The sequence below is a fragment of the Streptomyces globisporus C-1027 genome (genome assembly GCF_000261345.2).
Taxonomy (GTDB): Bacteria; Actinomycetota; Actinomycetes; order Streptomycetales; family Streptomycetaceae; genus Streptomyces; species Streptomyces pakalii.
The window spans coordinates 1,785,703-1,808,347 of sequence record NZ_CP013738.1; the positions used below are offsets into that span (position 1 = coordinate 1,785,703).

19 protein-coding genes are annotated in these 22,645 nt (G+C 72.1%); 7 read left to right on the forward strand and 12 right to left on the reverse strand.

Going from position 1 to position 22,645, the window contains the following annotated elements; all coding sequences use genetic code 11:
* Positions 1 to 18: 18 nt before the first annotated feature.
* A complete protein-coding gene (locus WQO_RS07825) occupies positions 19 to 957 on the reverse strand; it encodes an SDR family oxidoreductase (protein WP_010064487.1) in 939 nt (312 codons plus the stop codon).
* A 93-nt stretch (positions 958 to 1,050) separates the two neighbouring features.
* Here WQO_RS07825 and WQO_RS07830 point away from each other — a divergent pair, with 93 nt between their 5' ends.
* The 4 genes from WQO_RS07830 to WQO_RS07845 are packed head-to-tail and all read left to right on the forward strand — an operon-like array spanning position 1,051 to position 4,540.
* Positions 1,051 to 1,800 (forward strand): enoyl-CoA hydratase family protein, encoded by a 750-nt coding sequence (locus WQO_RS07830; RefSeq protein ID WP_010064488.1) that lies wholly within the window; start codon positions 1,051 to 1,053, stop codon positions 1,798 to 1,800.
* A 3-nt stretch (positions 1,801 to 1,803) separates the two neighbouring features.
* A complete protein-coding gene (locus WQO_RS07835; RefSeq protein ID WP_010064489.1) occupies positions 1,804 to 2,694 on the forward strand; it encodes a CoA transferase subunit A in 891 nt (296 codons plus the stop codon).
* Positions 2,691 to 3,440, forward strand: a complete 750-nt coding sequence (locus WQO_RS07840; protein WP_010064490.1) for a CoA-transferase subunit beta — start codon at positions 2,691 to 2,693, stop codon at positions 3,438 to 3,440. Before WQO_RS07835 ends, WQO_RS07840 begins: the two co-directional genes overlap by 4 nt.
* On the forward strand, positions 3,440 to 4,540 hold the full coding sequence (locus WQO_RS07845; protein ID WP_010064491.1) for an NAD(P)H-dependent flavin oxidoreductase: 1,101 nt from the start codon (positions 3,440 to 3,442) through the stop codon (positions 4,538 to 4,540). Before WQO_RS07840 ends, WQO_RS07845 begins: the two co-directional genes overlap by 1 nt.
* Positions 4,541 to 4,999: 459 nt before the next feature.
* On the opposite strand, the gene WQO_RS07850 is transcribed toward WQO_RS07845, so the two are convergent.
* From WQO_RS07850 to WQO_RS07870, 5 genes are all read right to left on the reverse strand, one after another.
* Positions 5,000 to 6,619 carry a DEAD/DEAH box helicase gene (locus WQO_RS07850; protein WP_010064493.1) on the reverse strand — a complete coding sequence of 540 codons (1,620 nt, stop codon included), beginning with the start codon at positions 6,617 to 6,619 and terminating at the stop codon, positions 5,000 to 5,002.
* A 185-nt stretch (positions 6,620 to 6,804) separates the two neighbouring features.
* The gene (locus WQO_RS07855) at positions 6,805 to 7,008 is read right to left on the reverse strand and encodes a cold-shock protein (protein ID WP_006123767.1); all 204 of its coding nucleotides are present in this window, start codon (positions 7,006 to 7,008) and stop codon (positions 6,805 to 6,807) included.
* A gap of 229 nt (positions 7,009 to 7,237) precedes the next feature.
* The gene (locus WQO_RS07860; protein WP_010064495.1) at positions 7,238 to 8,395 is read right to left on the reverse strand and encodes an acetyl-CoA C-acetyltransferase; all 1,158 of its coding nucleotides are present in this window, start codon (positions 8,393 to 8,395) and stop codon (positions 7,238 to 7,240) included.
* A 27-nt stretch (positions 8,396 to 8,422) separates the two neighbouring features.
* Positions 8,423 to 9,034, reverse strand: coding sequence for a TetR/AcrR family transcriptional regulator (locus WQO_RS07865; RefSeq protein WP_073821463.1), 612 nt, complete (start codon positions 9,032 to 9,034; stop codon positions 8,423 to 8,425).
* Positions 9,035 to 9,064: 30 nt separating this feature from the next.
* Positions 9,065 to 9,847, reverse strand: coding sequence for an SDR family oxidoreductase (locus WQO_RS07870; protein ID WP_010064497.1), 783 nt, complete (start codon positions 9,845 to 9,847; stop codon positions 9,065 to 9,067).
* A 102-nt stretch (positions 9,848 to 9,949) separates the two neighbouring features.
* On the opposite strand from WQO_RS07870, the gene WQO_RS07875 reads away from it, so the two are divergent.
* Positions 9,950 to 11,095, forward strand: coding sequence for an acyl-CoA dehydrogenase family protein (locus tag WQO_RS07875; protein WP_010064498.1), 1,146 nt, complete (start codon positions 9,950 to 9,952; stop codon positions 11,093 to 11,095).
* Positions 11,095 to 12,120, forward strand: coding sequence for an acyl-CoA dehydrogenase family protein (locus WQO_RS07880; RefSeq protein WP_058953911.1), 1,026 nt, complete (start codon positions 11,095 to 11,097; stop codon positions 12,118 to 12,120). Before WQO_RS07875 ends, WQO_RS07880 begins: the two co-directional genes overlap by 1 nt.
* Positions 12,121 to 12,161: 41 nt before the next feature.
* Here WQO_RS07880 and WQO_RS07885 read toward each other — a convergent pair whose 3' ends face one another.
* The 3 genes from WQO_RS07885 to WQO_RS07895 are packed head-to-tail and all read right to left on the reverse strand — an operon-like array spanning position 12,162 to position 14,030.
* Positions 12,162 to 12,653 carry a pyridoxamine 5'-phosphate oxidase family protein gene (locus WQO_RS07885; RefSeq protein WP_010064501.1) on the reverse strand — a complete coding sequence of 164 codons (492 nt, stop codon included), beginning with the start codon at positions 12,651 to 12,653 and terminating at the stop codon, positions 12,162 to 12,164.
* Positions 12,654 to 12,708: 55 nt separating this feature from the next.
* The gene (locus WQO_RS07890; protein ID WP_010064503.1) at positions 12,709 to 13,281 is read right to left on the reverse strand and encodes a HutD/Ves family protein; all 573 of its coding nucleotides are present in this window, start codon (positions 13,279 to 13,281) and stop codon (positions 12,709 to 12,711) included.
* Positions 13,278 to 14,030 (reverse strand): vWA domain-containing protein, encoded by a 753-nt coding sequence (locus WQO_RS07895; RefSeq protein ID WP_010064504.1) that lies wholly within the window; start codon positions 14,028 to 14,030, stop codon positions 13,278 to 13,280. Before WQO_RS07895 ends, WQO_RS07890 begins: the two co-directional genes overlap by 4 nt.
* 154 nt (positions 14,031 to 14,184) lie before the next feature.
* Between WQO_RS07895 and WQO_RS07900 the strand changes: the two genes are divergently transcribed.
* Complete coding sequence (locus tag WQO_RS07900) at positions 14,185 to 15,093, forward strand: rhomboid family intramembrane serine protease (protein ID WP_010064505.1); 909 nt, start codon at positions 14,185 to 14,187, stop codon at positions 15,091 to 15,093.
* A gap of 175 nt (positions 15,094 to 15,268) precedes the next feature.
* Here WQO_RS07900 and WQO_RS07905 read toward each other — a convergent pair whose 3' ends face one another.
* From WQO_RS07905 to WQO_RS07915, 3 genes are all read right to left on the reverse strand, one after another.
* Complete coding sequence (locus WQO_RS07905) at positions 15,269 to 16,729, reverse strand: glutamate synthase subunit beta (protein ID WP_010064506.1); 1,461 nt, start codon at positions 16,727 to 16,729, stop codon at positions 15,269 to 15,271.
* Positions 16,722 to 21,281 (reverse strand): glutamate synthase large subunit, encoded by a 4,560-nt coding sequence (gltB, locus tag WQO_RS07910; protein WP_058953912.1) that lies wholly within the window; start codon positions 21,279 to 21,281, stop codon positions 16,722 to 16,724. The genes WQO_RS07905 and gltB overlap by 8 nt, the downstream gene beginning before the upstream one ends.
* Positions 21,282 to 21,767: 486 nt before the next feature.
* Complete coding sequence (locus tag WQO_RS07915) at positions 21,768 to 22,499, reverse strand: VIT1/CCC1 transporter family protein (protein ID WP_010064510.1); 732 nt, start codon at positions 22,497 to 22,499, stop codon at positions 21,768 to 21,770.
* Positions 22,500 to 22,645: the final 146 nt, after the last annotated feature.

Genomic DNA, 22,645 nt, shown 5'->3' on the forward strand with positions numbered 1-22,645 from the left:
CTGCGGCTGCGGAACCGCCTACGACGCCCCGTACACCTGCCCCGGTTTCTCCGCGTCCGCCAGCAGCCGGCGCACCGTCTCGCCCGCCTCGGCCGGGGATCTGCGCGCGCCCCGGTCGTCGGTGGGGCCGGGGCGCCACCCCTCCATGACGGTGATGCGGCCCGCCTCGGCCTCGAAGACGCGGCCCGTCACCCCGTCGCTCGCGGCGGAGCCGAGCCAGACGACGAGGGGCGAGACGTTGGCGGGGGCCATGGCGTCGAACTCCCCCTCCCCCGGGGCGGCCATCGCCTCGGCGAAGGTCTGCTCGGTCATCCGGGTCCGGGCGGCGGGGGCGAGGGCGTTGACGTGGACCCCGTACCGGCCCAGCTCGGCCGCCGCGACCAGGGTCAGGGCGACGATCGCGGCCTTGGCGGCCGCGTAGTTGCCCTGGCCGACGCTGCCGAGGAGTCCGGCGCCGGAGCTGGTGTTGATCACCCGGGCGACCGGTGTGCGGCCCGCTTTCGCCTCGGCGCGCCAGTGGGCGGCGGCGTGCTTGAGGGGCAGGAAGTGGCCCCTGAGGTGGACCCGTACGACCGCGTCCCAGTCGTCCTCGTCCAGGTTGACCAGCATCCGGTCGCGCAGGAAGCCCGCGTTGTTGACCAGGGTGTCGAGGCGGCCGAAGGCGTCCAGGGCGGTGGCGACGAGGGAGGCCGCGCCCTCTGCGGTGGCGATGTCGCCGCCGTGGACGACGGCTTCGCCGCCCGCCGCCACGATCTCCTCGACGACCCCGCGGGCAGGTCCGCCGGAGCGCTGACCCCCACTCCCGTCCGGACCGACACCGAGGTCGTTGACGACGACCCGGGCCCCTTCGGCGGCGAAGGCCAGCGCATGGGCCCGGCCGAGCCCGCGCCCGGCGCCGGTGACGGCGACGACCCGGTCCGCGCAGATTCCGGCGCGGTGTGCGGTGGGTGCGGTCATCTGATCTCCCGTGGAAGTGAGCCTGGTTGGCGGGCGGGGTGCCTGCTACCGTCCACCTAACAAATGTTTGGTGGAAAGGTAGCTGATCCTCCGATGACTGTCTCCACCTCCTCCCCCTCCGGGACCGACGGCGTCCGCGTCGTCACCGTCGACCATCCGCCCGTCAACGCGCTGCCCGTGCGGGGCTGGTACGACCTGGCCGATGCCGTGCGGGCGGCGGGCCGCGACCCGGAGGTGCGCTGCGTCGTCCTGGCCGCCGAGGGGCGCGGCTTCAACGCGGGCGTGGACATCAAGGAGTTGCAGCGCGACCCGGGGCACGCGTCCCTGATCGGCGCCAACCGGGGCTGCGCGGAGGCGTTCGCGGCGGTGTACGCGTGCGAGGTACCGGTCGTCGCGGCGGTGCGGGGGTTCTGCCTGGGCGGCGGCATCGGGCTCGTGGGGAACGCCGACGCGATCGTGGCGAGCGAGGACGCGGTCTTCGGCCTGCCGGAGTTGGACCGGGGCGCGCTGGGCGCCGCGACCCACCTCGCCCGGCTGGTCCCGCAGCATCTGATGCGCACGCTGTACTACACCTCGCGGACCGTCACGGCCGCCGAACTGCACGCTCACGGCTCGGTCTGGCAGGTGGTGCCGTCCACCGGACTCCAGGACGCGGCACTGGCGTTGGCGGCGGAGATCGCCGCCAAGGACGGCCATCTGCTGCGGCTGGCCAAGGCCGCGCTCAACGGCATCGACCCCGTCGACGTACAGCGCAGCTACCGCTTCGAGCAGGGGTTCACCTTCGAGGCGAACCTCGCCGGGACCGCCGCCCGGGTCCGCGACACCTTCGGCAAGGAGGCCTGATCCGTGACCACCGCCCCGTACGCGCGCGACAAGACGATGACACCCGAGGAGGTCGTCGACCGGCTGAGCAGCGGGATGACGGTCGGGATCGGCGGCTGGGGGTCGCGCCGCAAGCCGATGGCCCTGGTCAGGGCGCTGCTCCGGTCATCGGTCACCGATCTCACCGTGATCTCCTACGGCGGCCCGGACGTCGGTCTGCTCGCCGCGGCGGGGCGGATCCGTCGTCTGGTCACGCCGTTCGTGACGCTCGACTCCATCCCGCTGGAGCCGCACTACCGGGCGGCCCGGCAGCGCGGGGCGTTCGCGCTGACGGAGATCGACGAGGCGATGTTCATGTGGGGGCTGCACGCGGCGGCGAACCGGCTGCCGTTCCTGCCGGTGCGGGCCGGGCTCGGCTCGGACGTCATGCGGGTCAACCCGGATCTCCGGACGGTGACTTCACCGTACGAGGACGGGGAGGAGTTCGTCGCGATGCCCGCCCTGCGGATGGACGCGGCGCTGGTCCACCTCAACCGGGCGGACCGGCTCGGCAACGGGCAGTACCTGGGCCCCGACCCGTACTTCGACGATCTGTTCTGCGAGGCGGCGGACGCGGCGTACGTCTCCTGCGAACGCCTGGTGGAGACCCGTGAGTTGACGGAGGGCGCGGGGGCGCTGCCGACCCTTCTCGTGCAACGGCACTCCGTCACCGGGGTGGTGGAGACGCCCGGCGGGGCGCACTTCACGTCCTGCGTACCCGACCATCCGCGCGACGAGCCGTTCCAGAAGGCGTACGCGGCCGCGGCGGCGGACCCCGTGGCCTGGGCGGATTTCGCCGCGCGCTTCCTGCCGCCGGACGGCGACGAGAAGAGCTACCGGGAAGCCGTCCGCCTCTGGCACGAGGAGCAGAAATGAACGCGTCCGCCGTGGAGAGCGTCACCCGTGCCGAGTACTGCGTGATCGCCTGCGCGGAGGCCTGGCGGGGCGACGGGGAGATCCTGGCCAGTCCGATGGGCGCGGTGCCGGCGGTGGGGGCCCGGCTGGCCCGGCTGACCTTCGCCCCCGATCTGCTGCTCACGGACGGCGAGGCGACGCTCGTCGGCCCGGACGGCGAGCCGGAGGGCTGGCTCCCCTACCGCAGGCATCTGGCCCTGGTGACGGGCGGACGGCGGCACGTGATGATGGGCGCGAGCCAGATCGACCGCTTCGGCAACCAGAACATCTCCTGCATCGGCGCCTGGGAGCAGCCGGCGCGCCAGCTCCTCGGGGTGCGCGGCGCACCCGTCAACACCCTGAACAACCCTGTGAGTTACTGGATCCCCCGGCACTCTCCCCGGGTCTTCGTCGAACGCGTCGACATGATCTGCGGGGTCGGGCACGACAGCGCGCGGGCGGCAGGCCCGTCGGCCACCCGCTTCCACCGCATCCCCCGGGTCGTGAGCGATCTCGGGGTCTTCGACTTCGCGACGCCGGACCGTTCGATGCGGCTGGCCTCCCTCCACCCCGGCGTCACGGTCGACCGGGTCCGCGAGGCGACGGGCTTCGCGCTCACGGTTCCCGCCGACGTCCCGTACACCCGCGACCCCTCCCCCGCCGAACTCGCCCTGATCCGCGAGGTCATCGACCCGGCGCGCGCCCGGGACCGGGAGGTCAGGGCCTGATGCGCACCGCCCTGACCGACCTCGTCGGCGTCCGGCACCCGATCGTGCAGACCGGGATGGGCTGGGTGGCGGGCCCCCGCCTGGTCACCGCGACCGCACGGGCCGGGGCGCTCGGCATCCTGGCCTCGGCGACCATGACTCCGGAGCAACTGCGGTCCGCCGTAAGGGAGGTGAGGTCCCGGACCGAGGCGCCGTTCGGGGTGAACCTGCGGGCGGACGCGGGGGACGCCCGGGAGCGGGTGCGGATCATCGTCGAGGAGGGCGTCCGGGTGGCGTCGTTCGCGCTCGCCCCGTCGCGGGAGCTGATCGCGGAGCTGAAGGACGCGGGCGTTCTCGTCGTCCCGTCGGTGGGGGCCCGGCGGCACGCGGAGAAGGTCGCGGCCTGGGGTGCGGACGCGGTGATCGTGCAGGGCGGGGAGGGCGGCGGCCACACGGGGGACGTGGCGACGACGGTCCTGCTGCCGCAGGTGGTGGACGCGGTGGACATCCCGGTGGTCGCTGCGGGCGGCTTCCACGACGGGCGGGGGCTGGTGGCGGCGCTGGCGTACGGGGCGGCGGGGGTGGCGATGGGCACCCGTTTCCTCCTCACGTCGGACTCGACGGTCCCGGACGCGGTGAAGGCCCGCTATCTGGCGGCGACCGCGAAGGACATCACGCTGACGCGTGCGGTGGACGGGCTGCCGCACCGGATGCTCCGTACGGAGATGGTGGCGGAACTGGAGGGCGGGGCGGGCCGGCTGCGTGCCCTGTACGGGGCGGTGCGCCGGGCTTCCCGCTTCCGCCGGCTGTCCGGCCTGAGCTGGCCGGGCATGGTCCGGGACGGCCTCGCGATGCGGCACGGCAAGGAGCTGAGCTGGAGCCAGGTGCTGCTGGCGGCGAACACGCCGATGCTGCTGAGGGCGGCGATGGTGGAGGGCCGGACGGACCTCGGGATCATGGCCTCGGGCCAGGTGGCGGCCCTGATCGAGGACCTGCCGAGTGTGGCGGGGCTGGTGGAGCGGGTGATGGCGGACGCGGAGGGGGCTTGTGCGGCCCTGGATGCGATGTCGAGCCCGCCGCTTGAGGACCGGGCCGGCCCCTCAAGCCCGCCCGCCGCTTGAGGACCAGGCGCCCTATGAAGCCCGTCCCACACTTGAGGACCAGGCGCCCCATCAAGCCCCTCCGGCACTTGAGGACCAGGCCACCCCCCTCAAGCCCGGGCCCGGGCTTGAGGACGGCTCCGGCCACATCAAGCCCGTCCGGCGATTGGGGACGTCTTTTGCCCGAGGCCGAGGACCGGGGCACATCAAGCCCGTCCCGCGCTTGAGGACGTCTGTAGCCGAGCCGAGAACCGGGCGGCACATTCCAGCCCGTCCGGCGCTTGAGGACAAGCCCCGTCCCGGGGCTTTCGGGGCTCCTCCCCGGACCCCGGTCCTCAATCGCCGGACGGCTTGAAACGCCCCCGGTCCGCACCCCTCGGGCGGCCGGAAGTGTCCCGGTCCGCACCCCTCGGGCGGCCGGACGTATGCCCGTCCTCAACCGCCAAACGGCTTAAAGTGCGCGGGCGGCCGGATGCGGGCCTACGCCGCCCGGCGGCGCCGCGAAGGGGCGCCGGAGCGGGCAGGGGCGCCGGAGCGCGGCGCACCGCCCTGCGCGCCGGTAGCGGCACCGGCACCCGACCCCCGCCGCCCCCGCCCACGGCTCCCGGAGCGCACCGCTCCACCGCTGGAGCCGGAGCCGGACCGGGTCCGCTGCTTCGGCGGGGTCGGCTGCGGGACCTCGATCACGATCGCGACGCCCGACGGCTCACGGGCACCCGTGATCCGGCTCAGCTCCTCGTCGCTGGACGTGACCCGCGTGGTGCGCGGCGCGATGCCCGCGTCCTGCATCAGCCGGGTCATCTCGCGCTTCTCGTCGGGCAGCACCAGCGTGACGACGCTGCCGGACTCCCCGGCGCGGGCCGTGCGCCCACCCCGGTGGAGGTAGTCCTTGTGGTCGGTCGGCGGGTCCACGTTGACGACCAGGTCGAGGTCGTCGACGTGGATGCCGCGGGCCGCGACGTTCGTCGCGACGAGCGCGGTGACCTGACCGTTCTTGAACTGGTCCAGCGTCCGGTTGCGCTGCGGCTGGGAGCGCCCGCCGTGCAGCGCGGCCGCCCGGACACCGCTGGCGAGCAGCCGCTTGGCGAAGCGGTCGGCGGCGCGCTTGGTGTCGACGAACATGATCACGCGGCCGTCCCGGGCGGCGATCTTCGTGGCGACGGCCTTCTTGTCGGTCTCGTCCAGGACGTGGAGCACGTGGTGCTCCATCGTGGTGACCGCACCGGCGGACGGGTCGACGGAGTGCACGACCGGGTCGGTGAGGAACATCTTGACGAGCCGGTCGATGTTCTTGTCGAGGGTCGCGGAGAACAGCATGCGCTGGCCGTCCGCCTCGACCTGCTTGAGCAGGGCGACGACCTGCGGCATGAAGCCCATGTCGGCCATCTGGTCGGCCTCGTCGAGGACGGTGATGGCGACCTGGTCCAGGCGGCAGTCGCCGCGCTCGATGAGGTCCTTGAGCCGGCCGGGGGTGGCGACGAGCACTTCGGCGCCGCGCCGCAGGGTGGCGGACTGCTTGGTGATCGACATGCCGCCGACGACGGTGGCGAGCCGCAGGTTCACGGCGGTCGCGTACGGGGTCAGTGCGTCGGTGACCTGCTGGGCCAGCTCGCGGGTGGGGACGAGGACCATGGCGAGCGGGGCGCGCGGCTCGCTGCGGCGGCCGGCGGTGCGGGCCAGCATCGCCAGGCCGAAGGCGAGGGTCTTGCCGGAGCCGGTGCGGCCCCGGCCGAGGATGTCGCGGCCGGCCAGCGAGTTCGGCAGGGTCGCGCCCTGGATCGGGAACGGCTCGGTGACGCCCTGCGCGGCGAGGGTCTTCAGCAGCGCGGCGGGCATGTCCAGGTCGGCGAAGGCGTCGACGGACGGCAGCGCGGGGGTCACGGTCTCCGGCAGGGCGAACTCTGCGGGCGGCGCGACGGCGGGCTTGCGGCGGGCCGCGGGCTTGGAGCCGCCCTGGGTCCGGGAGCGGGGTGCGCCGCCCCGGCCGTTCGCGGGTGCCGGGGAGCCGGCGCCCTGGCCGCGGCCCCGGCCACGGGCCGGTCGGGAGCGGGGCGTGCGGTCCTGGCGTTCGGATCGCTCGGAGCGGTCGGAGCTGGTCATACGGAATTGCCCTCCTGGGGGATTCCTGGGCAACTGCCGAATGGGTTACTGCGATGTGCCGGCCCGGCCGTTCCCCGTGCGCCCCCAGGATGTGCGCACAGAACGGTTGGTTTGCTCGGACAGCACAAACCGGGGCCCGCACCTTCACGGTGCGGGCCCCGGTCAGCGAGGTACGCGTCCGACGATTAGGCCGGGACGATGTTCTCGGCCTGCGGGCCCTTCTGGCCCTGCGTGACGTCGAAGGAGACCTTCTGGCCCTCCTGCAGCTCACGGAAGCCGGAGGCGTTGATGTTGGAGTAGTGGGCGAAGACGTCGGCGCCGCCGCCGTCCTGCTCGATGAAGCCGAAGCCCTTTTCCGAGTTGAACCACTTCACGGTACCGGTGGCCATGTCATTCTCCTAAAACAGGTGCAGTGCCGGAAATCCGCACTTTACGAATTCCAAGTCGCCGCATTGAGCCCCATCCGGAGAAAGCCGGAAAACAATAAAGCGCCTGACGAAGCATTCCCGTCAGGCGCACATAATGTCTATGGGTACCAAAACTGCAACGCGGACCACCTTAGCACGCCCTCCCCCGCGGCGGTGGATCATGACACGCCGCCGCGGGTCGGGGCGGCGCTCAGAGCCGCTCGATGATCGTGACGTTGGCCTGTCCGCCGCCCTCGCACATGGTCTGGAGGCCGTAGCGGCCGCCGGTGCGTTCCAGCTCGTGGAGCAGGGTCGTCATCAGCCGGGCGCCGGTGGCGCCGAGCGGGTGGCCCAGGGCGATGGCCCCGCCGTTGACGTTGACCCGCCCGGGGTCGGCGCCGGTCTCTTTCAGCCAGGCGAGGACGACCGGGGCGAACGCCTCGTTGATCTCGACGAGGTCGATGGCGTCGAGGGTGAGGCCGGTCTTCTTCAGGGCGTGGGCGGTGGCGGGGATCGGGGCCGAGAGCATCCGGATGGGGTCCTCGCCCCGTACGGACAGGTGGTGGACGCGGGCCCGGGGGGTGAGGCCGTGTTCGGCGACGGCCCGTTCCGAGGCGATGAGCAGGGCGGCGGCCCCGTCGGAGACCTGGGAGGAGCAGGCCGCGGTGATGGTGCCGCCCTCGACGACGGGGCGGAGTCCGGCCATTTTCTCCAGGGTGGTGTCGCGGCGCGGCCCCTCGTCGGCGGTGACGTTCCCGTACGCGACGGTCTCGCGGGCGAAGCGGCCCTCGTCGAGGGCGCGGACGGCCCGCCGGTGGGAGGTGAGGGCGTACTCCTCCATGTCGCGGCGGCTGATGCCCCATTTCTCGGCGATGAGCTGGGCGCCGTGGAACTGGTTGACGGGCGCGTCACCGTAGCGGGCGCGCCAGCCCTCGCTGCCCGCGTACGGCCCCTGGGTGAGGCCGAGGGGTTCTGCGGCCCGGCGGGAGGCGAAGGCGATGGGGATCTGGGTCATGTTCTGGGTGCCGCCCGCGACGACGAGGTCCTGGGTGCCGGAGAGGACGCCCTGGGCGGCGAAGTGGAGGGCCTGCTGGGAGGAGCCGCACTGCCGGTCGACGGTGACGCCGGGGACCTCCTCGGGCAGTCCTGCGGCGAGCCATGCCGTACGGGCGATGTCGCCGGCCTGCGGTCCGACGGTGTCGAGGCAGCCGAAGACGACGTCCTCGACGGCCGCCGGGTCGACGCCCGAGCGGGCGATCAGTTCGCGCAGCACATGGGCGCCGAGGTCGGCGGGGTGGACGGCGCCGAGGCCTCCTCCGCGCCGTCCGACGGGGGTGCGTACCGCTTCGACGATGTAGGCCTCGGTCATGGCTGCTGCTCCTCGGGGCGCTCGGGGTTACGTACGCAGGGCGATGCCGTCCAGGACCATCGAGAGGTACTGGCGGGCGATCTCCTCGGGGCTGTGGTGTCCGCCGGGCCGGTACCAGGAGGCGGCGACCCAGACGGTGTCGCGGACGAAGCGGTAGGTGAGGCGGACGTCGAGGTCGTCGCGGAAGACGCCTTCGGTGACGCCGCGTTCCAGGGTGCCGAGCCAGGCCTTCTCGAACTTGGTCTGCGAGTCGGCGAGATAGGCGAAGCGCGGCTGGGTGGCGAGGTGCCTGGACTCCTTCTGGTAGATCGCGACGGCGGGGCGGTGCCGGTCGATCTCCCGGAAGGACTCGGTGACCAGGGCCTCGATGGTCGCGCGGGGGCCGAGGCCGGCCGCCAGGACCTCGTCGTAGCCCTGCCAGAGCTCGTCGAGGAAGGTGGAGAGGATCTCGTCGAGCATCGATTCCTTGGAATCGAAGTGGTAGTAGAGGCTGCCCGCGAGCATCCCGGCCTCGTCGGCGATGCGGCGCACGGTGGTGGCGTTGTAGCCCTGGGCGGCGAAGACCTCGGCGGCGGTGGCGAGCAGTTCCCGGCGTCGCTCCGGCGTGGGGGTCACCTGGGGCTTCTTCTTGGTAGACACCCGGCCATTGTCCGTCCACGGCCTGGGTGTTCACGCATGCTGGCTGCTGACCGGGACGACCTCGCCGGTCATGTACGAGGAGTAGCCGCTGGCGAGGAAGACGATGACGTTGGCGACCTCCCAGGGTTCGGCGTACCGGCCGAAGGCCTCCTTCCCGGTGAGTTCGGCGAGGAGTTCGGCGGAGGTGACCTTGGCGAGGTGGGGGTGCATGGCGAGGCTGGGGGCGACGGCGTTGACGCGTACGCCGTAGTCGGCGGCCTCGACGGCGGCGCAGCGGGTGAGGGCCATGACGCCGGCCTTGGCGGCGGCGTAGTGGGCCTGGCCGCGCTGGGCGCGCCAGCCGACGACGGAGGCGTTGTTGACGACGACGCCGCCCCGCCCGGCTGCCTTGAGGGAGCGGAGGGCGGCGCGGGTGCAGCGGAAGGTGCCGTTCAGGGTGACGTCGAGGATCTTCGTCCACTGGTCGTCGGTCATCTCGGTGAGTTCGGCGGTGCCGCCGAGTCCGGCGTTGTTGACGACGATGTCGAGGCCGCCGTGGGTGCGCTCTGCGTGGGCGAAGAGAGTGGCCACCTGGTTCTCGTCGGTGACGTCGCAGGTCAGGGCGGTGACGCGGTCGGGGCCGAACACGTCGGCGAGGGCGTGGGCGCTCTCCTTGAGCCTCCGGGCGTGGGCGTCGCTGACGAGGACGCGGGCGCCCTCCTCCAGGAAGCGGCGGGCGGTGGCGCCGCCGATCCCGGCTCCGGCGGCGGCGGTGACGACGGCGGTGCGGCCGGTCAGCAGTCCGTGTCCCGGCAGGTACGGCGGTGCGCTCATCGGCCCATCCCCCTGACGTCTCATGACTCCTCGACGGTCCGTGAGCCGTACGTTAACCTACCAAACACTTGTTAGGGAACGGCCTCACGGAAGGCGGACCCGATGGATCTGGAGCAGACAGCACGGACCGAGGCGCTGCGGACCGAGGCCCGGGCCTGGCTCCGGGAGCACGTACCGGACCGCCCGCTGCCCTCCCTGGAGGCCGAGGAGGGGTTCGCCGCGCACCGGGAGTGGGAGGCGCTGCTGCACTCCGGGCGCTGGTCGGCGGTCTCCTGGCCCGAGGAGTACGGCGGCCGGGGCGCGGATCTCTTCGGCTGGCTGGCGTTCGAGGAGGAGTACTGGGCGGCGGGCGCGCCGGGCCGGGTCTCGCAGAACGGGGTCAGCCTCCTCGCCCCTACCCTCCTCGCCCACGGCACGGCCGCCCAGCGGGCCCGGGTGCTGGGGCCGATGGCGAGCGGCGAGGTGATCTGGGCGCAGGCGTGGTCGGAGCCGGAGGCCGGGTCGGACCTGGCGGCGCTGCGGTCGCGGGCGGTGCGGACGGAGGGCGGCTGGCTGCTGTCGGGGCAGAAGACGTGGTCGTCCCGGGCCGCGTTCGCGGACCGGGCGTTCGGGATCTTCCGTACGGACCCGGGGGCCGCGAAACCGCACCAGGGGCTGACGTATCTGATGTTCGGGCTGCGGGACCCCGGGGTGACGGTCCGTCCGATCGGGCGGCTGGACGGGAAGCCGGCCTTCGCCGAGATCTTCCTCGACGAGGTCTTCGTACCGGACGAGGACGTCATCGGGGAGCCGGGGCAGGGCTGGCGCATCGCCATGTCGGCGACCGGCGACGAGCGGGGCCTCACGCTCCGCTCCCCCGGCCGTTTCCTGGCCGCCGCCGGCCGGCTGCGCGAGCTGTGGCGCCGGGCGGGCGACCCGGCGGACACGGCGTTGCGGAACCGGGTGGCGGACGCGGTGATCGGGGCACGGGCGTACCAGCTGTTCACGGCCGCCTCGGCGTCGCGGTTCGCGACGGGCGCGGCGCTCGGGCCGGAGTCCAGCCTGAACAAGGTGTTCTGGTCGCGTTACGACATCGCGCTGCACGAGACGGCGCTCGACCTGCTGGGCCCGGACGCCGAGGTGGCGGACACCGCGTGGGCGGAGGGGTACGTCTTCGCGCTCGCCGGGCCGGTCTACGCCGGGACGAACGAGATCCAGCGCGACATCATCGCCGAGCGGCTGCTCGGCCTGCCGAAGGGGCGGCGCTGATGCGTTTTCTGCTCACCGACGAGCAGCGGGAGTTCGGGCGGTCCCTGGACGCGCTGCTGAGGGCGGCGGACACCCCGGCGGCCCTGCGGGCGTGGGCGGCCGGGGACCACGGTCCGGGGCGGGCCCTGTGGGGGCGGCTCGCGGACGCGGGGGTGTTCGCGCTGGGGGTCCCGGAGGCGTACGGGGGTGTCGGGCCGCTGCCCGTGGAGGCGGCCGTCGCCTGCGTCGAGCTGGGTCGGCACGCGGTGCCGGGACCGGTGGCGGAGACCCTGGCGGCCGGGGTGCTGCTGGCCGGGGCGGGCGGGCCGGTGGCCGAGAAGTGGCTGCCGGCGATCGCGTCGGGCGCCGCGGTGGTGTCGCTGACCCTGGAGGGGTACGGGCCGTACGCCCCGGACGCGGACGCGGCGGACGCGGTGTTCACGGTGACCGGCGACGAACTGCGGCTCGCCCCGGGCCCCGGAGAGCTCTCGGCGTCGGCGGACCCGGCGCGCCGCCTGTTCCGTCCCGAGCCGGGCGGCGCCCCGGTCGCCAAGGGCCCGGCGATACGGGCAGTGGCACGGGCGGCGGGCGACACGGCCGCCTTCGCCACGGCGGCCCTGGCTCTCGGCTGCGGGGAGGAACTGCTGCGGGCGACCGTGGCGTACGTGAAGCAGCGCACCCAGTTCGGTGTGCCCGTCGGCTCCTTCCAGGCGGTCAAGCACCGCCTCGCGGACACCCTGATCGGCCTGGAGTTCGCGCGCCCGCTGCTGTACGGGGCGGCGGTGGAACTGGCCTCGGAGGTCTCCCGGCCCGGGGCAGGAACGGGATCGGCCGAGGGGTCGCCCGGGGCCGGGGCGGCGGTCGCGGCGGCGAAGGTGACGGCGGGCGAGGCGGGGTACGCGGCGGCCCTTACCGCCCTGCAACTGCACGGCGCGATCGGCTACACCGAGGAGCTGGACCTGGCGTGGTGGCTGCGCCGGGCCCGGCCGCTGCGGGACGCCTGGGGGACGCCGTCCGTGTGCCGGGCCCGGGTGCTGGCGGGGTGAACGGCCCTGCGGCCGGGTCCGCCCGGCCGCAGGGCACGTGGTCACGTCCGGCGCACGGTGCGCAGGTCCTGCCCCGGCCGCCACGACTGGATGACCAGCTCGTCGTTGTCGAGCCCGATACGGACCACCTCGGTCAGTTCCGCACGGAAGAGGTGGAAGGGCTCGGGCGGGGTGGCCTCCTCGATGAAGCGGGCGATCACCTCCGGGTCGGTGATCTCCACGGCCCGGCCGCTGACCCGGACATCGCCGTCGTTCATCTCGGCGTCCGGGCCCGGGTTGGCGTGGAGCGCGAAGCGCGGGTCGCGGCGCAGGTCCAGGGCCTTCAGCGAGTCCGGCATCATGCCGAGGAGCAGCTCACCGAAGCGGAAGTCGGCCTCCAGGCCGGTGACCCGGGGCGAGCCGTCCTTCCGCAGGGTGGCGAGGACATGGTGCTTGTAGAGGCGGAAGCGGCGCTGGACGGTGTCGGCGAAGTCGGGTTCGGCGGTGGCGAAGCCGCCCCAGGAGAGGGGTGCAGAAGACGTCATGGGCGCCATGGAACACCGGATACCCGACACCTACTGTCCGATTTCCCCGGCTCTTCGCGGACGCTCACCCGCCCGAGAAAGTGATCAGCACCGCCTGGCCCATCGTCCGCAGCACCCCGGGTGACTCCTCGGCCGCCAGCACCGCGTCGTAGCGATCCAGCCGGACACCGTCGCCCCCGCCGCCCTCCAGCTCCGCTCCGTCGTCGAGGGAGACGGCGAGCACCGTGCCGCCCTCCGGCGCCAGCAGGCGGACCGTGCCGCAGACGACGGCGGTCTCCGCCCGCGTACGGGCCCGGCGGTACATGACGTTGAGGTTGACGACCGGGCCGCCCAGCAGGAAGCCCTCGGTGGGCAGGTCGCCGGGGAAGCCGTGCGGCCACAGGGGCTCGTCCACGATGTGGTGCTCGCCGCCGACGACGAGGTCCATGCCCGCGCCCTCGACCACGGTGAGGATGCGGTCCACCCCGGGGAAGGCGGAGAACGGACCGTCGGCGGTGACGTCCGCGAGGCTGACGCGCCAGTCGAAGGCGTCGGCCCCCGTGCCCTCGGGGCCGGTGGCGATCTCCCGGGTGAGGCCGCCGCCGTTCTTCCAGGAGGTGGGGGCCAGCTCGGCGGCGCGCAGGATCCGTACGGTCAACGGACGATCCCCTGCTCACGGGCGGCGGCCAGCCAGAGAGGGAATTCTGCGACGAGCCGGTCGTACAGCTCGGAGTCCGGGACCTTCCGGGGGTCGAGGCCCGCGTGGAAGTACCCGGCGTTGTCGACGGGCCGCTTGGCGGGGACAGCGAGGTCGTCGAGCTTGCGCAGGAAGTCGAACTGGCTGCTGCGGGTGTTGCCGAAGCCGACGAACTGCCAGAACAGGGGCAGCTTCGCGGCCTTGCAGAGGTAGCGCTCGGCGGCGAGCTTGCTGGTGGGGCCCCCGTCCGTCTGGAAGACGACCAGAGCGGGTTCGATGGAGCCGCTGTCGAGGTAGTGGTCGATGACTGCGTCCATAGCGACGTGGTAGTTGGTTCTGCCCATGTGCCCGAGGTTCGCCACGACCTTGTCGATGATCCCGTGGTGCCTGCTCAGCCCGACCTCCGCGTGCCCGTCCACGTCGGTGGAGAAGAACACCACCGGAACGCGCCCGTCGTCGTCGAGGTGCGCCGACAGGCCCAGGACCCGATCGGCCAACGCCTGGACGCTGCCGTCCTTGTAGTACGGGTTCATCGAACCGGAGTAGTCGAGGACGAGGTAGACGGCCGCGCGGTGACCGTTCAGCCCGTGCTTCTCCAGCGAGACCCCGGCGCTCTTGTACAGGCTGACCAGGGCCGGAGCCGTCTCCTGGACCTTGGTCAGGCTGATGGCCGGGCCGCTCCTGCCCAGGGCCGTGTCCACACCGTGCATGACGGCTCCCCCCACTCGGCGTTCCGCGTTCCGCGGAGTGACGAGCCTAGGCCACCGCCGGGCCCCGGGCACACGGCCCGTCACCCCGGTTCGCTATCTTGATCGCCGCCGCCCCCACCGGCCCCGTTGCCCACCCCCAGTGAAGGAGCCGGCCATGGAGGCCGCCGCCACCACGTGTTACCGCCATCCGTCCACCGAGGCGTATGTCCGCTGCACCCGTTGCGACCGCTACATCTGCCCGGACTGCATGCGGGAGGCCTCCGTCGGCCACCAGTGCGTGGTGTGCGTGAAGGAGGGGCAGCGGTCGTCGCGGCAGCCCCGTACCGTCTTCGGCGGTGCGGTGTCCCGGGCGACGGCGCCGGTGGTGACGTACGTCCTGATCGCGCTCAACGTGCTGGCCTACCTCGGCGAGGTGGTCCGGCCGGAGATCGTGGACCGGTTCGCGGTGCTGGGGGCGGCGCTCACCGGGCCGGACGGTGAGCAGTACTACTACCGGGGCGATACCTTCCCGGGGTACGAGCTGACGGGCATCGCGGACGGCGAGTGGTACCGGCTGGTGACCGGGGCGTTCCTGCACCTGCCGCCGGACGCCTCGTTCGGGGTGATGCACCTGCTGTTCAACATGTTCGCGCTGTGGAACATCGGCCGGGCGGTGGAGGGGCAGCTCGGCCGGGCCCGCTATCTGGCGCTGTATCTGCTGTCGGCGGTGGGCGGTTCGGTGCTGGTGTACCTGCTGGCCCCGGACACCTCCACCGTCGGTGCCTCCGGTGCGGTCTTCGGCCTGGCCGCCGCGTACTGGGTCATCCACCGGCGGCTCGGCCATGACATGGCGGCCGTCAACCGGTTCATGGCCGGGTTCCTGATCTGGATGGTGCTCTCGGCGCTGTTCACCTCGTGGCAGGGGCACCTGGGCGGGCTGCTGACCGGGGCGCTGGTGACGTACGGGCTGGCCTACGCACCGGCGAGGCTGCGGACCGGGGCCCTCCAGCTCGCGGGCGGGGCGGTGCTGCTGGGGCTGTTCGCGGTGGCGGTGGTGGTGAGGACGTCGGCGCTGACGGGCTGACCATCCGGCTGAGGCGTCCGGGGCGGTTGAAGGAGCCGACCCCGGACGCGCCACGGCGCCCACTGAGTCCGGTCGGGGACAGGCGGGCGCCGCGTTCAGTTCCGTACGCCGTTGTACGGGACGTATCAAGGGGGTGCCCCCGGGCCGCGTGGCCCAGGGGGAACCCGGGTGGTGCTCAGACCAGCAGGGACCGGTCCGTCGGGCGGATGGGGGCCGGCAGGGCGCTGGTCCCGGTCAGGAAGCGGTCGACTCCGCGGGCGGCGGAGCGGCCCTCGGCGATCGCCCAGACGATCAGCGACTGGCCGCGGCCCGCGTCTCCGGCGACGTAGACGCCGTCGACGTTGGTCGCGTAGCTCTCGTCGCGGGCGACGTTGCCGCGCTGGTCGAGCTCCAGGCCGAACTGCTGGACCAGACCGTTGGACTGGTCGGTTCCGGTGAAGCCCATGGCGAGGGTGACGAGCTGCGCGGGGATGCGCCGCTCCGTGCCGGGCTTCTGCTCCAGCTTACCGTCCTTGAACTCCACCTCGATCAGGTGGAGGGCCTGGACGTTGCCGTCCTCGTCGCCCTCGAAGTGGGTGGTGGAGACGGAGTAGACCCGCTCGCCGCCCTCCTCGTGCGCGGAGGTGACCTTGTAGAGCATCGGGAAGGTCGGCCACGGCTGACCCGGATTCCGCTCCTCGCCCGGCTTCGGCATGATCTCCAGCTGGGTGACGGAGGCCGCGCCCTGGCGGTGGGCGGTGCCCACGCAGTCGGCACCGGTGTCGCCGCCGCCGATGACGACGACGTGCTTGCCCTCGGCGGTGATCGGGGGAACGGTGAGGTCGCCCTCCTGCACCTTGTTGGCGAGCGGCAGGTACTCCATGGCGAAGTGGACGCCGTTCAGCTCACGGCCGGGGACCGGCAGGTCGCGGGAGACGGTGGCACCGGCCGCGATGACGACCGCGTCGTAGCGGCGGCGGAGCTTGGCGGCGTCGATGTCCTGGCCGATCTCCACCCCCGTACGGAACTTGGTGCCCTCCAGGCGCATCTGCTCGATGCGGCGGTTGATGTGCGACTTCTCCATCTTGAACTCGGGGATGCCGTAGCGCAGCAGGCCCCCGATGCGGTCCGCGCGCTCGTAGACGACGACGGTGTGGCCGGCCCGGGTCAGCTGCTGGGCGGCGGCGAGTCCCGCCGGTCCCGAGCCGATGACCGCGACGGTCTTGCCGGAGAGGCGCTCGGGCGGCTGCGGGGTGACGTCGCCGCTGTCCCACGCCTTGTCGATGATGGAGACCTCGACGTTCTTGATGGTCACGGCGGGCTGGTTGATGCCGAGCACGCACGCCGACTCGCAGGGGGCCGGGCACAGCCGCCCGGTGAACTCCGGGAAGTTGTTCGTGGCGTGCAGCCGTTCGGAGGCGGCGGTCCAGTCCTCGCGGTAGGCGTAGTCGTTCCACTCGGGGATGAGGTTTCCGAGCGGACAGCCGTTGTGGCAGAACGGGATACCGCAGTCCATGCAGCGGCCGGCCTGCTTGCTGATGATCGGGAGCAGCGAGCCCGGAACGTAGACCTCGTTCCAGTCCTTGACGCGCTCTGCCACGGGGCGGGTCTGGGCGACCTCGCGTCCGGTGGTCAGGAAGCCCTTGGGGTCAGCCATGGGTCGCCGCCTCCATCATCTTCTCGGTGGTCTCCTGCTCGGAGAGACCGGCGAGCTCAGCGGCGTCCTTGGCGGCGAGCACTGCCTTGTACGTGGACGGGATGATCTTGCTGAAGCGGGTCACGGCGGTGTCCCACTCGGCAAGAAGCTTTTCTGCGACGGTGGAGCCGGTCTCCTCCTGGTGGCGGCGCACGACGTCGTGCAGCCACTGCCTGTCGGTGTCGTCCAGCTCCTCGACCGCGCCGAGGTTGCCGACGTTGACGTTGTCGCGGTTCAGGTCGATGACGTACGCGACACCGCCCGACATACCGGCGGCGAAGTTGCGGCCGGTCTCGCCGAGGACGACGGCATGGCCGCCGGTCATGTACTCGCAGCCGTGGTCGCCGACGCCTTCGGAGACGACGAGGGCCCCGGAGTTGCGGACGCAGAAGCGTTCGCCGGTGCGGCCGCGGAGGAAGATCTCGCCGCCGGTCGCGCCGTAGCCGATGGTGTTGCCGGCGATGGTGGAGTACTCGGCGAGGTGGTCGGCGCCCCGGTCCGGGCGGACGATGACGCGGCCGCCGGAGAGGCCCTTGCCGACGTAGTCGTTGGCGTCGCCCTCCAGGCGCAGGGTGATGCCGCGCGGAACGAACGCGCCGAAGGACTGGCCGGCCGAGCCGGTGAACGTGATGTCGATGGTGTCCTCGGGCAGGCCCGGGCCGCCGAACTTCTTGGTCACCTCGTGGCCGAGCATCGTGCCGACGGTCCGGTTGATGTTGCGGATCGCGACCTGGGCGCGGACCGGCCGGGCGGCCTCGGGGCTTGTCGCGCCCAGCGCGTCGGCGGCCAGCTTGATGAGCTGGTTGTCGAGCGCCTTCGTCAGACCGTGGTCCTGCTCGACGATGCGGTGGCGGACCGCGCCCTCGGGCAGCTCGGGGACGTAGAAGAGCGGAGCCAGGTCCAGGCCCTGCGCCTTCCAGTGGGAGACGGCCCGGTCGGTGTCGAGGAGTTCGGCGTGGCCGACGGCCTCCTCGATGGAGCGGAAGCCCAGCTCGGCGAGGAGTTCGCGGACCTCTTCGGCGATGAACTCGAAGAAGTTGACGACGTACTCGGCCTTGCCGGAGAACCGGTCGCGGAGCACCGGGTTCTGGGTGGCGATGCCGACCGGGCAGGTGTCCAGGTGGCAGACGCGCATCATGACGCAGCCGGAGACGACGAGCGGCGCGGTCGCGAAACCGAACTCCTCGGCGCCGAGCAGCGCGGCGATGACGACGTCGCGGCCGGTCTTGAGCTGGCCGTCGGTCTGCACGACGATGCGGTCGCGCAGGCCGTTGAGCAGCAGGGTCTGCTGGGTCTCGGCGAGGCCGAGCTCCCAGGGGCCGCCCGCGTGCTTGAGCGAGGTGAGCGGCGAGGCGCCCGTTCCGCCGTCGTGGCCGGAGATGAGGACGACGTCCGCGTGGGCCTTGGAGACACCGGCGGCGACCGTGCCGACGCCGACCTCGGAGACCAGCTTCACGTGGATGCGTGCCACGGGGTTGGCGTTCTTGAGGTCGTGGATCAGCTGCGCGAGGTCTTCGATGGAGTAGATGTCGTGATGCGGCGGCGGCGAGATGAGGCCGACGCCGGGCGTCGAGTGACGCGTCTTGGCGACCCACGGGTAGACCTTGTGGCCGGGCAGCTGGCCGCCCTCGCCGGGCTTGGCGCCCTGGGCCATCTTGATCTGGATGTCGTCCGCGTTGACCAGGTATTCGCTGGTCACACCGAAGCGGCCGGAGGCGACCTGCTTGATGGAGGAGCGGCGCTCCGGGTCGTACAGGCGGTCCGGGTCCTCGCCGCCCTCGCCGGTGTTGGACTTGCCGCCGAGCTGGTTCATCGCGATGGCGAGGGTCTCGTGGGCCTCGCGGGAGATGGAGCCGTACGACATGGCGCCGGTGGAGAAGCGCTTGACGATCTCGGAGGCGGGCTCGACCTCGTCGATGGAGATCGGGGCCCGGCCGGAGGTGAAGCCGAAGAGGCCGCGGAGCGTCATGAGGCGCTCGGACTGCTCGTTCACCCGGTCCGTGTACTGCTTGAAGATGTCGTAGCGCCGGTTGCGGGTGGCGTGCTGGAGGCGGAAGACCGTCTCCGGGTCGAACAGGTGCGGTTCACCCTCGCGCCGCCACTGGTACTCGCCGCCGATCTCCAGCGCGCGGTGGGAGGCCGCGATGCCGGAGGCGGGGTACGCCTTGGTGTGCCGGGCGGCGACCTCCTTGGCGATGACGTTCAGGCCGGCGCCGCCGATCTTGGTGGCGGTGCCGTTGAAGTACGTGGCGACGAACTCCTCGTCGAGGCCGACGGCCTCGAAGACCTGGGCTCCGCGGTAGGAGGCGACGGTGGAGATGCCCATCTTGGACATGACCTTCAGGACGCCCTTGCCGAGCGCGTAGATCAGGTTCCGGATGGCCTGCTCGGCCTCGATGTTCTCGATGAACGTCCCGGCGCGGACCAGGTCCTCGACGGACTCCATGGCGAGGTACGGGTTGACCGCGGCGGCGCCGTAGCCGATGAGCAGCGCGACGTGGTGGACCTCGCGGACGTCCCCGGCCTCCACCAGCAGGCCCACCTGGGTGCGCTGCTTGGTGCGGATGAGGTGGTGGTGGACGGCGGAGGTGAGCAGCAGCGAGGGGATCGGCGCGTGCTCGGCGTCGGAGTGCCGGTCGGAGAGGACGATGAGGCGGGCGCCGTCCTCTATGGCGGCGTCGACCTCGGTGCAGATCTGCTCCAGCCGCGCGGCGAGCGCGTCGCCGCCGCCGCTGACCCGGTAGAGACCGGAGAGGGTGGCGGCCCGCATGCCCGGCATGTCGCCGTCGGCGTTGATGTGTATCAGCTTGGCGAGCTCGTCGTTGTCGATCACCGGGAAGGGCAGCGTGACGCTGCGGGCCGCGGCGGCGGTCGGCTCCAGGATGTTGCCCTGGGGGCCGAGCGAGGAGCGCAGCGAGGTGACGAGCTCCTCGCGGATGGCGTCCAGCGGCGGGTTGGTGACCTGGGCGAAGAGCTGGGTGAAGTAGTCGAAGAGCAGCCGGGGGCGCTCGGAGAGCGCGGCGATCGGCGAGTCGGTGCCCATGGAGCCGAGCGGCTCACCGGCGGTGCGGGCCATCGGCGCGAGGATGACGCGCAGCTCTTCCTCGGTGTAGCCGAAGGTCTGCTGGCGGCGGGTGACCGAGGCGTGGGTGTGCACGATGTGCTCACGCTCGGGCAGGTCGCTCAGCTCGATCTCGCCGGTCTCCAGCCACTCCTGGTAGGGCTGCTCGGCGGCGAGGGACGCCTTGATCTCGTCGTCCTCGATGATGCGGTGCTCGGCGGTGTCGACGAGGAACATCCGGCCGGGCTGGAGGCGGCCCTTGCGGACGACCTTGGCCGGGTCGATGTCGAGGACGCCGACCTCGGAGGAGAGGACGACGAGGCCGTCGTCGGTGACCCAGTAGCGGCCGGGGCGCAGACCGTTGCGGTCGAGGACCGCGCCGACCTGGACGCCGTCGGTGAAGGTGACGCAGGCCGGGCCGTCCCAGGGCTCCATCATCGCGGAGTGGTACTGGTAGAAGGCGCGCCGGGCCGGGTCCATCGAGTCGTGGTTCTCCCACGCCTCGGGGACCATCATCAGCACGGCGTGCGGCAGCGAGCGGCCGCCGAGGTGGAGCAGCTCCAGGACCTCGTCGAAGGAGGCGGAGTCGGAGGCGTCCGGGGTGCAGACGGGGAAGATCCGGTCGAGCTGCGCCTGGCCGAAGAGGCTGGAGGCGAGCTGGGACTCGCGGGCCTTCATCCAGTTGCGGTTGCCCTTGACCGTGTTGATCTCGCCGTTGTGCGCGACGAAGCGGTACGGGTGGGCCAGCGGCCAGCTCGGGAAGGTGTTCGTGGAGAACCGGGAGTGGACCAGGGCGACCGTGGAGGCGAAGCGGCGGTCGGAGAGGTCCGGGAAGAACGGCTCCAGCTGGCCGGTGGTGAGCATGCCCTTGTAGACGAGGGTGCGGGCGGAGAGCGAGGGGAAGTACACCCCGGCCTCACGCTCGGCACGCTTGCGCAGGACGAACGCCTTGCGGTCCAGGACGATGCCGGTGGACTCGCCGTCGGCGACGAAGACCTGGCGGAAGGTGGGCATGGTGGCGCGGGCGCCGTTGCCGAGAAGTTCGGGGGTGACCGGGACGTCGCGCCAGCCGAGGACCTTCAGGCCCTCCTGGGTCGCGATCTTCTCGATCGTGCGGACGGCCTCGGTGGAGTCGTCGGCGGGGAGGAAGGCGATGCCCACGGCATACGAGCCGGCCTCGGGAAGCTCAAAGGGGGTCTCGGCGCGCAGGAAGGCGTCCGGGACCTGACAGAGAATGCCGGCGCCGTCGCCGGAGTCGGGCTCGGAGCCGGTGGCGCCGCGGTGTTCGAGGTTGCGCAGTACGGTCAGCGCCTGCTCGACCAGCTCATGGCTGGCCACACCGGTCAGAGTGGCCACGAACCCGACGCCACAGGCGTCGTGCTCGTTACGGGGGTCGTACATCCCCTGCTGGGCGGGGCGACCGTCCATGGGCGACCAGGCGTCGATACGCATCGGCTCTCCCGTCGTCGTCGTGGCATTTGCGGTGCCGAGGGACGACGTTGGCCCTCTGCGAAATTTCGTGCAGGTTACATGATGGGGCGCTTCTCAAGAAGCGGAAGGCTTGTTCCAGCATACGGACACCGTGGTGACCGGAAGTGACTGGGTGACCAGAGGTGACCGGTTGACCAGGAGGTGGGCCGCTGTCGGAACGATCGGCGCCCGGGGAGTCGCAGAGAGCAGGCGTCGTTGCCTGCGGTGCCTACGGCTCATGCCCGGCGGCACGGGAAACGAAACCACCGAGTAACGGCTACTTATGTGTAGCCCTGCATAGCGTCTCATTTTACGACTGTGGAGCCCATCACGCCCAGTGGGCGGCGCCAAGACGTACGTCACACGCGTTGCGGGGCGGTTGCGCCGTTCGGGCGGCCCGGTTACGCCGTTCACCGGGCCGTGTGCGGCGTGCGGGGGTCACCCCGCCGGGCCGCCAGCCCGCACGGATCACCCGACGGCGACGCCGAACAGGGTGCCGAGCCCGTACGTCATCGCGGCCGCCGCACCACCGAGGGCCAGCTGGCGCAGACCGCTGAACCACCAGCTGCGGGCCGTCACCCGGGCCACGACCGCGCCGCAGGCGAAGAGGCCGATGAGCGCGAGCAGCACGGCGGGCCACAGCGCGCTCGCGCCGAGGAGGTAGGGCAGGACGGGCAGCAGGGCGCCCAGCGCGAACGCGCCGAACGACGAGACGGCGGCCACCAGCGGCGAGGGCAGGTCGCCGGGGTCGATACCGAGCTCCTCGCGGGCGTGGATCTCCAGCGCCTGCTCCGGGTCGCGCGACAGCTGCCGGGCGACCTCGCGGGCCAGTGGGGCGTCCACACCCCGGGACTCGTAGAGCGCGGCCAGCTCGGCCATCTCGTCCTTGGGGTGCTTACGGAGTTCGCGGCGCTCGACGTCCAGCTCGGCCTCGACCAGTTCGCGCTGGGAGGCGACGGAGGTGTATTCGCCGGCCGCCATGGAGAAGGCCCCGGCGGCCAGACCCGCGAGCCCGGTGATCACGATGGTCTGCTGGGAGACGGCGCCGCCGGCGACACCGGTCATCAGGGCGAGATTGGAGACCAGGCCGTCCATCGCACCGAAGACGGCGGGACGCAGCCAGCCACCGTTGACATCCCGGTGGGTGTGGTTGTCCCGGTGCGCCTCGTGCAGAACGGCGTCCGTCTCGATGATGGCCACGACGTGCTTCTCCCCTACTGTGTACAACTTTCGATAAAGTCCAAGGTACGCCGTCCGGGGGTTCGCCGCCAGCAAGGAAAGGCTGCCCTACACCCGCTCTGACCTGCGAAGAAAGGCCAGCCTCAGCTTCCTCGGCCGTCATCCGC

What these genes read in the sequence shown, in the direction of transcription:
- WQO_RS07830 (WP_010064488.1), top strand. Translation starts at nt 1,051, where the DNA reads ATGACTGTCTCCACCTCCTCCCCCTCCGGGACCGACGGCGTCCGCGTC.
- WQO_RS07850 (WP_010064493.1), bottom strand. Translation starts at nt 6,619, where the DNA reads ATGACCAGCTCCGACCGCTCCGAGCGATCCGAACGCCAGGACCGCACG.
- gltB (WP_058953912.1), bottom strand. Translation starts at nt 21,281, where the DNA reads ATGCGTATCGACGCCTGGTCGCCCATGGACGGTCGCCCCGCCCAGCAG.
- WQO_RS07870 (WP_010064497.1), bottom strand. Translation starts at nt 9,847, where the DNA reads ATGAGCGCACCGCCGTACCTGCCGGGACACGGACTGCTGACCGGCCGC.
- WQO_RS07825 (WP_010064487.1), bottom strand. Translation starts at nt 957, where the DNA reads ATGACCGCACCCACCGCACACCGCGCCGGAATCTGCGCGGACCGGGTC.
- WQO_RS07900 (WP_010064505.1), top strand. Translation starts at nt 14,185, where the DNA reads ATGGAGGCCGCCGCCACCACGTGTTACCGCCATCCGTCCACCGAGGCG.
- WQO_RS07875 (WP_010064498.1), top strand. Translation starts at nt 9,950, where the DNA reads ATGGATCTGGAGCAGACAGCACGGACCGAGGCGCTGCGGACCGAGGCC.
- WQO_RS07885 (WP_010064501.1), bottom strand. Translation starts at nt 12,653, where the DNA reads ATGGCGCCCATGACGTCTTCTGCACCCCTCTCCTGGGGCGGCTTCGCC.
- WQO_RS07860 (WP_010064495.1), bottom strand. Translation starts at nt 8,395, where the DNA reads ATGACCGAGGCCTACATCGTCGAAGCGGTACGCACCCCCGTCGGACGG.
- WQO_RS07855 (WP_006123767.1), bottom strand. Translation starts at nt 7,008, where the DNA reads ATGGCCACCGGTACCGTGAAGTGGTTCAACTCGGAAAAGGGCTTCGGC.
- WQO_RS07895 (WP_010064504.1), bottom strand. Translation starts at nt 14,030, where the DNA reads ATGCACGGTGTGGACACGGCCCTGGGCAGGAGCGGCCCGGCCATCAGC.
- WQO_RS07840 (WP_010064490.1), top strand. Translation starts at nt 2,691, where the DNA reads ATGAACGCGTCCGCCGTGGAGAGCGTCACCCGTGCCGAGTACTGCGTG.
- WQO_RS07905 (WP_010064506.1), bottom strand. Translation starts at nt 16,729, where the DNA reads ATGGCTGACCCCAAGGGCTTCCTGACCACCGGACGCGAGGTCGCCCAG.
- WQO_RS07845 (WP_010064491.1), top strand. Translation starts at nt 3,440, where the DNA reads ATGCGCACCGCCCTGACCGACCTCGTCGGCGTCCGGCACCCGATCGTG.
- WQO_RS07880 (WP_058953911.1), top strand. Translation starts at nt 11,095, where the DNA reads ATGCGTTTTCTGCTCACCGACGAGCAGCGGGAGTTCGGGCGGTCCCTG.